The organism is Tolypothrix sp. PCC 7712 (assembly GCF_025860405.1).
GTDB lineage: Bacteria > Cyanobacteriota > Cyanobacteriia > Cyanobacteriales > Nostocaceae > Aulosira > Aulosira diplosiphon.
The window spans coordinates 7,442,110-7,452,545 of sequence record NZ_CP063785.1; the positions used below are offsets into that span (position 1 = coordinate 7,442,110).

The following is a 10,436-nucleotide window of genomic DNA, read 5'->3' on the forward strand; positions in this document are numbered from 1 at the left end:
TGCGTTATATTCTTTGCGTCTCTGCGCCTCTGCGTGAAAAATCTATCCCGGAGAATTTACAATCACTAACTTGACACTACCACTGCAATTACCACCTTTATCATCCCAATAACGACAGTTAGTAACTATATACATCATCCCAGATTTGATCCGAATATTAGTAAATTCAATCTCACCCCAAAATTTAGCAGACTGCATAGCCCGGCGAAAGGAACTTGCAAAATTTACAATATAGACATCCGGTAGCTGTTTATTCCAATAATCTGCCATAGTCCACGACTGAAATGAATCCATCAGTCTTTCTTTCACAGATTTAGCTATGACATAATACATCATTTGGTTATAGCAAATATTGAATTCCACTGAATTAAAATGACCAGTATCATCGATATAACATGATTCTGGAATTGAAAATTCACATCGTCCGATTACACGTCCCCCATCCTGAGGATCGCCCTCTTTAATTACTTCAGCAGATTTAAGATACTGGCAATTAGCTTTATAAGGTTTGAGGACTTGTGTCAGTAAGATATCATCATTATTGATGTGGATGCTTTGTTGACTTGAATCTGGAAATTTTAACATGATATTTTCCCCTGATTAAATGACTGTTTTGGTGGGCGTTGCTGATTGAGGATATGGATTTAATTCACGCGGAGACGCAGAGTCGCAGAGAGTAAGAGTTGAGAAGAGTTAATTTTTAAATTTCAAATTCAGCAACGCCTTTTGGTGAGATGTTTTAAACGCAGTGAGAATACAATTGCTCTATAACTGATAAAATGGATAGCTATCGTGCAAGGTCAATCGAAATGTGACGGCTGGTTCGGAATTTGCAGCATAGTGAGCGCAATGAACTAAAGAGCGATTATCCCAAATCCGCACATCCCCTAATTCAAATTCATGATGTTCGATGAATGGACATTGAAAAGTTTTGTCTAACTGACCGGAATGAGTTAACAACTTTTGGAGAATATTTATATCTCGCGGTTTTCCTTCTAAATCATCTATGCGATAGGTAAAACCTTCGGTAACGTAGAGGATGGTTTCTCCTGTAACGGGATGAATAAAGGTTGTTGGATGCTTTGCGGGAGGTGTGACTCGTTCAATCTCGTCCAATATTTCCGAAATCGGACGATAAACATCTTGAGGACGAATTTTAAAAAAACGTCTGACACTGTGATCACAACTCGACTGATTGGCGATCGCTTTCAGGTCATCTGGCAAACTCTGGTATACTTTAGACATATTGATAAAGTAAGTGCCACGCTCCTTACTAGGAAGAATCTGAGGATATACCATTGAAAATGCAAATGGCCTCGGCATAAACGCATAATCAGCGTGCCAAAATTTACCAGTCTTCGGAACTCCAACTTGCTGACCATTTTCAGCAACATTGGAGGAAACAAAAATCTCTTCCCTTTCGGGATGGTGATACATTGGTTGATAGTATTTTTCTACCTCCCCAAGACGATACCCAAAATCGCAATATTCATCAGGTGATAAGTCTTGCTCTTTGATTACAACAATTTTGTATTCATATATCAATTGCTTCACATCCTCAATATCTTGATCTGAAGCAGTTGTATGATTAAAGTCATAAACAACAACTCCCATTCCCTGATTATCTTGATATTGAACTTTCATTGTTTTCTTACTCGCTTCACAGGAAAGTTAATAAATCAAACCGGATTTATATAGTTAACTAATCTTACGTACTGATGGATTTGCTGCCAAGCAAAGACTTGTAATTAACATAATGCTACCTGCAACAGTAAACATAATTGTCAGATTTAAATTAACTAAAATACCAGCCAAAGCAAAAGAAATAGGAGCAATTCCAAAAGCAGAAAACATTCCCAAACTCATCACTCTTCCTAACATTTCCGGTTGAGTTTGTTTCTGAATCCAAGTAATTCCTACCACGGTAAAAATACAACTGCAAAATCCCAGCACTGCAATTGTCATACTAGCTAGTGCTATATTGCCAATAAAGCCAAGTAAAAATAAACCAAAGCCTTGAACACTGGCAATAGTTAACAATAAAACTCCGATGTTGGGAATATTTTTGACAAATTGAGGTGTGAGTGTCCCAATTAACCCACCACCACCCCAAGCTGATTGCAATATTCCTAAAGCTACTGCACCACCTGGGAAGCGACTATGAGCTAGTGAAGTCATCCCAACTTGTAATGGCCCAATAAATAGAAAATTGAGAATTACCATTACCAGCAAAAAGATTCTCAAAGGCTGATTGCGCCATGCGTAGTCAAATCCCTCACGCATACCAGCAATCAAATTCATCGTTTTTTTAGTAGAAGCAGAATTTTGATTTAATTCGCCATTCAATGCTGTTGTTCCCTTCATCAGCAAAAGCGTGATAGTTGTGATAGCAAAAGTTATCCCATCAATGACAAATGCTACTTCAATCCCCGCAGTTGCAATCAGCAAACCACCCAAAGCCGGCCCAATTAGCAAAATCAGTTGGGAAGTTCCTTGGCTTAAAGTATTACTTGCTATTAACTGTTCCTTTGATACCAGACTGGGGATAATTGATTTAGATGCAGGTATAAACAAGCCATCAAATATGCCGAAGCTAGCAGCAAAAAAATAAATATGCCATAGTTGAGTCATTTTCAACGCAACGATGGTTGCAAATAAAACAACCAGTAAACCACGCAAAGCATTGGAAACCAACATCACTAATCGTGGTGAAAAGCGATCGCTCACCACACCACCAAACAGCATCAAAACAGCACGGGGAATTGCTGCACTCATTAACACAGTACCTAACGTAATCCCAGAGTTAGTTAACTGTATTGTTAACCAAGGCAATGCAACGATGTAAAACTGGTCGCCTAGAAGCGAAACAGTTTCACCAATGTACAAAAGTAAAAAGTTGCGTACAGTTAGCGGTTTCCAAAGCGGAATTTTAGAATTTGTCATTGGTCATTTGTCATTAGTCATTGGTCATTTCTTCCTCTGCTTTGCGCTCCTCTGCTTTTAAAAATAAACCCAAACATTTGGGATACTCTCTTTAATTCACACGACGTTCATACCCTTGCCAATATTTCTCCCGAATCTTAGCCTTTTGCAACTTACCACTAGGCGTTCTTGGCAAAGATTCAGTAAACTCAACGCTTCTCGGTAACTTAAAATCAGCAATTTTACCCCGAACAAAATTAATAATATCTAATGCAGTTGCTTTCATGCCTGTTTTCAAAACCACGATCGCTTTGATTGCTTCTCCAAAATCTTCATCTGGAACGCCAATTACTGCTGCCTCTCTGATGGCTGGATGTTCGTATAAAATATTTTCAATTTCTGCTGGATAGACATTTTCACCACCATAAAGAATCATGTCTTTAAAGCGATCGCAAATGTAAACGTAGCCTTCTTTGTCAACATAACCAGCATCACCAGTATGAATCCAGCCATCTACTAAAGTTTTTGCTGTAGCTTCTGGTAATTTCCAATAACCAATCATATTTGCAGGAGATTTGATACAAACTTCACCCACTTCAAAGCAAGATAATTCTTTACCTACACTGTTGATGATGGCTATCGATACGCCAGGAAAGGGTTTACCCGCAGCTTTGAGGATGTTTTTATTTGCAGATGTATGGTCTTTTGCAGGTAAAGAGACGGCACAATTGCCAGTTTCAGTCATTCCATATATTTGCACAAAATTACAATTAAATGTGGCGATCGCATTTTTCAATGATGATTCAGCTATGGGGGAACCGCCATAAATAACGTATTCTAGTGATGAAAAATCTGTTTTTTGGCATAATGGTTCGTTCAACAAAACTTGAATCATGGCTGGAACCATAAATGTCTTAGTAATGCGGTACTTTTCAATTGCTTGGAGAACCTCATCACCGATAAAATTTTCTAAGACAATATTTTCTGCTCCGGCTACTAAACCACGAATCGCCCACCATAAACTACCGATATGGAATAAAGATAAAGTCAGCAAACTCTTGTCAGTTGCGTTCCAATTTATCCATGTTTCGCCTCGTTGAGCAAATTCTTTAGCGATCGCAAAAAAACTATAATGTCCTAATTGCACACCTTTGGGTCTTCCAGTAGTGCCACTAGTATACATTTGTACGGCTACATCATTGGCTGCAACAGCGATATTTGGTAGCTCATCACTATGTTTCTCAGACCAAATATCATAACTCAGACAATCGCCGTCAATTTCTTCTAAGCCAATAATGGTTTTTACACCATCAATCTCATTTCTAATCGCTGCGACTAACTGATAAAATTCCATCCCAACAAACAGAATTTCCACATTAGCATCCCTGAGAATATAGCTAATTTCCGCAGCAGCTAAACGCCAATTAATCGGTACAAAAACAGCTTTTATTTTGCAACAAGCAAATAAAATTTCATAACTCTTAAGCGAATCTTTATCTAGAAGTGCTACTCGCGCACCTGGTTGAATCCCTTGGGATAATAATGAATTTGCGACCTGATTACTTCTTTGCTCTAATTGTGAATAAGTAAGTGATTTATCTTTGAATATCAATGCCTTAGTGTCTGAAAATAGACGTGCTTGCACGCGTGCTAAATCTGCTAACGTTGTTATTTCACTGTTATATATCATCGAAATTACTCAGAAAAATTGCTCAGGTTCTGTTGTGCAGTCCTAACAAGCTATCTGAATCTATTACTAGCAGCCACCAAACATTAAGATTTTGCTTGATTTTATTCAGATATTCAACTAATAAAAAATTGGTACAAAAAGCATTATTTTAAATTTTTGGAACAACTTTAGGGACTTCCAAGTAAAAAAATATTTCATAGAGTACTATTGACTGTTCACAGTTAACAGTCAACACTCTAACCGAAACAATTAATTTTTTGGAGTTCCCTTATAAAAGGTTTTTAATCCAAAATCTAAAAGCCTTTTATCCAAAACTAGTATAAGTTCTGCAAAACAGAAAGCCTAAGTTAATACAGACTTTAGAGCATTGTTAATCTAAAGTCTATTAATTGCATGGAGTATAAAAAAATACATATAAGCTTTTGCTATATATTTTTTAACCTTGAATATATTCAAGGTTAAAAAATATACTCTTTAATCAATATACTTTATAACGGTATTGACGGTTTTTATGCTTTGATAGATACCAAAAATTAAATTGATAGTCTCAATTAACACTTGTTTTTTAAGTAAGTTGATTGATGATTAATTTTATATATTTTTATTTGATTAAAAAAATTTTTTGCTGTTTGACAATAAGTCAAAGAAATCTAAAATGCTTGTTTATTAAGAGTTTTTAAAGTACACCAATCAATAGGTTTTAAATATAAGAATAACTAATCAGAAATTAAATTAAGCAAAATTATTATAAAAATCTAACTTTAGAACATTGTCAACTCTCAACGAACTGAACCGTAATAATTTATTTTTTGGAGATCCCTAAAACTGTTTTTCAAGTTAGAACGCATTTTAGGAAGTTTGACAGTTCGTCATTTGACACTTTAACCACAAAGCCAAACAATTTAGTAGATAAACCCTGGAATCGATTTGCTACTAATGGCTCGAATTTTGTCAAATTTTATTGACAATTTGAGTTGTTTTTTTGGTGTGAGGATTGAATGAAGAAACTATATTTACTGGAAAATTTTGGACTAGCTGTCATACTTGCCATATTTATCAATCAACAAGCTTTAGCTGTAACAAAAGAAGATCATCAAATTCCCCAACTTTCAGATATTAAGCTTCCTCACACAAGTGTCAAGGAGTGGCTAGCTCAACAAGAGCAATCTACTATTCTAATAACAGGGATAAAGTTGAATCAGACGGCTACTGGGCTAGAAGTGATTTTAGAAACATCTGCATCTGACAAGCTGCAAGCCACAACTAAAATAGAAGGTAATAACTTTCTTGCAAATATTCCTAATGCACAACTGCGTTTAGCAAGTGGTAACACTTTCCGTCAAGAAAAGCCAGTTGCGGGAATTACTGAAGTTTTGGCAGTAAATCAAGATGCAAATAGTATCCAAATTACTGTAGTGGGAACAACTCAGACCCCAAAAGTCGAATTATTTGACAGCGATGAAGGTTTAGTTTTAGGGGTGACACCAACAACACCTGAAACTCAACCATCAGTCGATAGCCAAAAACCTAATGAACCAGATATTGAACTAGTCGTTACCGCACAAAAACGACCGGAAGACGCACAGGATGTACCCATTAGTGTGACGGTAATACCTCGTCAGGAAATAGAAGATGCTCAAATCGATTCTTTGATTGATATTGCCAATCAAACGCCCAACTTTAACTTTCTTCCCACATCTTCCGGCGGTACCGAGTTTAGTAATTACAGTTTGCGGGGTTTGAACAATCAAAATTTCCTGACTGCTCAGGATAGCGTAGCCTTTTATATTGATGATGTTCCCATTGACTATAACGGTTTTCTAGACTTGGCTTTACTCGATCTAGAACAAATAGAAGTGCTAAGAGGCCCGCAAAGTACGCTCTACGGACGAAATAGTTCTGGTGGGGTCGTCAATATCATTTCTCGTCAAGCAACGCCAGAACCAGAAACACGACTTAGTGCAAGTTACGGTAGATTTAACAGCCGCGAATTCCAATTTTCTCTCAACGATGCTTTAGTTGACGATAAACTATCACTGCGAATTGCGGGAGCTTACAGAGGACAGGATGGATTTATTAGGAACCTAGCCACAGGTAATGAAATAGGCGAGCGATCGCGGTTAGCTGCAAGAGCGCAACTTTTGTGGACACCCACACCTGACTGGACAGTATCTTTTAATAGCTATAACAGCTTTACAGATGATGGTAATCCGACTTATAACAAGCTAAATCCTGCTGACCCATTCGAGGTTAATTTACAAACAGAAGGATACAATAAGTTAGATACAAATACCCAAGCTTTAAAAATCGGTTACAACGGTGGAGGTTTCCGAGCCACATCCATCACCGCACGTCGTTTTACCCATCAAGAAAACCTTGTGCCGGGAAGCACAGGAGCGGTACAAATTATTGATGGTATTGACTCCACATTATGGACGCAGGAATTACGTTTCCAATCTCCAGAAACGGCAAAGCGTTTTCAATGGTTGTTAGGTGCTTACTACGAATCTCGTGACTTTAACGTTGGCGATGCTCAAACCGACTTTCCTGGATTTGGCAGATTTAGACGTACTGGAGACGATTATCGTCAAACCTACGCGGTATTTGGACAACTAGATTATCAGCTGATAGAACCATTAACTGTATTTGCTGGTTTACGTTACGAATCTAGTGATGCATCTTCAGATAGTACTTATGACTCAGTAAACGCTAATGGAACGCTAACTCCACTGCGTCCGGCATTCACCAATGAAAAAGTCAGTAATAATGCTTTGATTCCCCGCTTCGGTTTGAAATATCAATTCAATCCTAATGTAATGGGATACGTGACCATTGCCCAAGGTTATAGACCGGGGGGATTAAACTATCGAGCCAATAGCGAAGCAGAACTGCGATTTGGAGAAGAAAAAACCTGGAGTTATGAAGTGGGTTTGAAATCTTCTTGGCTGGATAATCGTTTAATTGCTAACCTATCAATCTTTCACAACGATGTAAATAATTATCAAGTTTTGCAATATGACGCAAGTGGTTTTTTTGGCAGAGTTAACAATGTTGACCTCCAAGCCACTGGAGTAGAATTTGAACTAAAAGCAAAACCAGCTAAAGGATTCGATTTAACTGCATCAGTTGGTTATGTAGATAGTATATACAAAAACTACCTAAATTCCGATACAGGTGTAGACTTAAGCAATAATCAAGTTCCCCTTTCCCCACAATTTACCTACAATTTAGCTGCTCAATATCGCAGTTCGGGAGGCTTATTTGCTCGTGCAGAATTGCGTGGTTATGGGATTACTTATTTTGATGATGCGAACCAAATCAAGCAAGAACCATATGCCTTAGTTAATGCCCGCATCGGTTATGAAGCTGAGAAATATGGCATTTATTTATATGCAAATAACTTGTTTGATACTCGCTACATCACCTCTGGATTCTTGTTTCCAGTACCGGATGGAACCGCAGGATTTGGCGATCCCGTGACCTATGGCGTGCAAGTTAAAGCTAATTTTTAATTTAATTGTTATAGCGATGGGAAAAATTATCTTTTCTGTCGCTATTTTTGATTTGTTATCCTCCGCATATCGCCATGCTTGCTAAATTAATTCTACTTGCCGCACTTTATACTACTCAATTCATTCCGACAACCTTTTTTATTCAAACCGTACCTGTTTTTATGCGACAACAAAATATGTCGCTGGATGCTATCGGGTTGTTAAGTTTTCTCATTCTTCCCTCAGCGTTAAAATTTCTGTGGTCGCCTTTTATTGACCGCTACAGTTTGCCAAAGTTAGGACATTATCGCGGTTGGATTATCTGTTTTCAACTTCTGTTAGCACTTGTAACATTTGGATGTGGATTTATTGATATTCGAGAGCATTTTAATATCTTAATTGTTTGTATGTTTCTCGCTTTTTTATTCTCCGCCAGCCAAGATATTGCCACTGATGCCTTAGCCGTAAATTTACTCGAACTACGAGAAAGAGGATTAGGAAATGCTATTCAAGCTGGTGGAAATGTTTTTGGTGCTATTATTGGTGGGGGCGGAGTGCTGATTCTACTAGATAGAATCGGCTGGCGGTATAGCTTAATAATTATGTCAGTTGTAATTTTACTGACTTTAATTCCAGTAATATTGTATAAAGAACAAGTTAGTCATAAATCTCAGAAATCAAACTTTTTTAAATCTTATTTTCTACCTTTTATCAACTTTCTCTCGCGTCCCAAAGCATTACCGTGGCTTTTCGTTATATTGCTATATATGGGATGCGAAATGATGTCAGGGACAATGCTGCGTCCGCTTTTTGTTGATAGAGGTTTGTCGCTCTCAGATATCGGCTTGATGTTAGGTATTATTAGTTACAGTGTCCGTATTATTAGTGCTTTGATTGCAGGATTTTTAATTACCCACTTGGGAAGGTTACGTTCTCTAACTCTATTTGGTTTTGCTGCCAGCATGATGACACTTTTGTACATCATACCTGCAATTGGTATCAGTAGTTTACCTGTGCTGTATGCTGTTAGTATCACAGTCAATGCAGTCCAAAGTATGGCATATACTGCATTACTAAGCGCCATGATGGATAAATGCGAATCAGCAACAGCCGCTACTGATTATGCACTTCAAGTATCAGTAGTATACCTTGGGGGAATTGCTGCTTCAGTTCTGAGTGGTGCGATCGCCAATGCTATGGGATATACATTTATGTTTGTAATTAGTGCTGCACTGAGTTTATTAAGCGTATTAATCATCACTAAATTGCAGACATAGAACTGAAACCTTCGTAAGGCATATCCCTCTTCTAAGGGTAATTGAAGAACAAGGCAAAGCGATCGCATGAGTGAAGAAAGGAATTCATGAGAGCTGGTGTGATAATCCCACGGGATTGTTTATCAACAGGTGCAAAAGTGGGGCTAAGGGCAACAATACAGTAACGAGCAATGTGAGTACTTGGTTCGAGTGGGCCAGGAAACAGAGGATTGTGATTGCGATGTTTGGTAGTGTCGTTTTTACACCGGATGGGGATGCGGTGGAAGTACAGGAGATGATGCGGCGGTATCCGGTAAATTAAAATACGTAAATATAAAAAGTATTTTATAACACTTTAATTAGGAGATTACACAGGTATGCTGCAATGCCAAGCCTTAACTAAATTTTTCCGTTAAGTCTCTACTCATCGTTAATTTAAAAAATGAGCTTGTTTGTTGTAACACTAGAATTTAATGGCGTTGTTGCGTGAATAGGCAAAATGGTAAATTCTACCTATGCCTATGTTAGCTTGCCACCTAGCCCTGCATATGATGACGAAAGCAAGCGTACAAAGTGAAAAATTGGAACGCTTATGATGCAGCACTAAAGCAACGAGGCAGTATAACTTTCTGGGTAAATGAAGAGATAATCGAGCAGTGGCGTAACCAACAGAAGACAGGTAGAAAGGGTAGTTCCAATTATTACAGTGACGTGGTGATCGCTAAAATGGGGACGATTCAGTCGGTGTTTCATCTATCAGGGCGGCAAGCAGCAATTCCACCTCGTAGCAACGCCAAAATTCAACAACACCCAGACTGGCAAGCACAGCTACATCCTAGAGATGAAAACCTCCGACGGGTGAACCAAGTCGGGCTTAAGCAATGGAAACAAGAAACTGGTTATCATCGTCGTTCTTTGTCCGAAACTGCAATCTTTCGCCTTAAAATCATCAATGGTTGTAAGTTAAGACGACGCTATGCATGATAATCAGGCTGTTGAGTTATTTCTACAATGTGCCGCGCTTAATCGCATGATCCAGTTAGGTAAACCAGACACTTACAAAGTTGAAGGTTAATT

Annotated in this window: 7 protein-coding genes and 1 pseudogene; 4 read left to right on the forward strand and 4 right to left on the reverse strand. The window is 38.1% G+C overall.

Translation table 11 applies throughout. The annotated features are described in order from the left end of the window. Positions 1-42: 42 nt before the first annotated feature. From HGR01_RS30250 to HGR01_RS30265, 4 genes are all read right to left on the reverse strand, one after another. Positions 43-585, reverse strand: coding sequence for an FcoT family thioesterase (locus HGR01_RS30250; protein ID WP_052335077.1), 543 nt, complete (start codon positions 583-585; stop codon positions 43-45). Between the two features lie 180 nt (positions 586-765). After that, positions 766-1,644 carry a TauD/TfdA dioxygenase family protein gene (locus HGR01_RS30255; RefSeq protein WP_194007704.1) on the reverse strand — a complete coding sequence of 293 codons (879 nt, stop codon included), beginning with the start codon at positions 1,642-1,644 and terminating at the stop codon, positions 766-768. Between the two features lie 54 nt (positions 1,645-1,698). After that, positions 1,699-2,943 (reverse strand): MFS transporter, encoded by a 1,245-nt coding sequence (locus HGR01_RS30260; RefSeq protein WP_045868512.1) that lies wholly within the window; start codon positions 2,941-2,943, stop codon positions 1,699-1,701. A 91-nt stretch (positions 2,944-3,034) separates the two neighbouring features. Continuing rightward, positions 3,035-4,612: a long-chain-fatty-acid--CoA ligase gene (locus HGR01_RS30265; protein ID WP_045868511.1), complete on the reverse strand. Its 1,578-nt coding sequence runs from the start codon at positions 4,610-4,612 to the stop codon at positions 3,035-3,037. A gap of 998 nt (positions 4,613-5,610) precedes the next feature. On the opposite strand from HGR01_RS30265, the gene HGR01_RS30270 reads away from it, so the two are divergent. The 4 genes and pseudogenes from HGR01_RS30270 to HGR01_RS30285 all read left to right on the forward strand — a co-directional run bounded on the left by HGR01_RS30270 (position 5,611) and on the right by HGR01_RS30285 (position 10,434). Further along, a complete protein-coding gene (locus tag HGR01_RS30270; protein ID WP_045868510.1) occupies positions 5,611-8,124 on the forward strand; it encodes a TonB-dependent receptor domain-containing protein in 2,514 nt (837 codons plus the stop codon). A 74-nt stretch (positions 8,125-8,198) separates the two neighbouring features. Then, positions 8,199-9,380, forward strand: coding sequence for an MFS transporter (locus HGR01_RS30275; RefSeq protein ID WP_045868509.1), 1,182 nt, complete (start codon positions 8,199-8,201; stop codon positions 9,378-9,380). Between the two features lie 172 nt (positions 9,381-9,552). Next, complete coding sequence (locus HGR01_RS30280) at positions 9,553-9,681, forward strand: hypothetical protein (protein WP_255325157.1); 129 nt, start codon at positions 9,553-9,555, stop codon at positions 9,679-9,681. A gap of 251 nt (positions 9,682-9,932) precedes the next feature. Continuing rightward, positions 9,933-10,434: pseudogene (locus HGR01_RS30285) on the forward strand (transposase). Positions 10,435-10,436: the final 2 nt, after the last annotated feature.

Excerpts from the sequence above, each read along its gene's own strand:
- HGR01_RS30250 (WP_052335077.1), bottom strand. The coding sequence starts at position 585 with ATGTTAAAATTTCCAGATTCAAGTCAACAAAGCATCCACATCAATAAT.
- HGR01_RS30255 (WP_194007704.1), bottom strand. The coding sequence starts at position 1,644 with ATGAAAGTTCAATATCAAGATAATCAGGGAATGGGAGTTGTTGTTTAT.
- HGR01_RS30260 (WP_045868512.1), bottom strand. The coding sequence starts at position 2,943 with ATGACAAATTCTAAAATTCCGCTTTGGAAACCGCTAACTGTACGCAAC.
- HGR01_RS30265 (WP_045868511.1), bottom strand. The coding sequence starts at position 4,612 with ATGATATATAACAGTGAAATAACAACGTTAGCAGATTTAGCACGCGTG.
- HGR01_RS30270 (WP_045868510.1), top strand. The coding sequence starts at position 5,611 with ATGAAGAAACTATATTTACTGGAAAATTTTGGACTAGCTGTCATACTT.
- HGR01_RS30275 (WP_045868509.1), top strand. The coding sequence starts at position 8,199 with ATGCTTGCTAAATTAATTCTACTTGCCGCACTTTATACTACTCAATTC.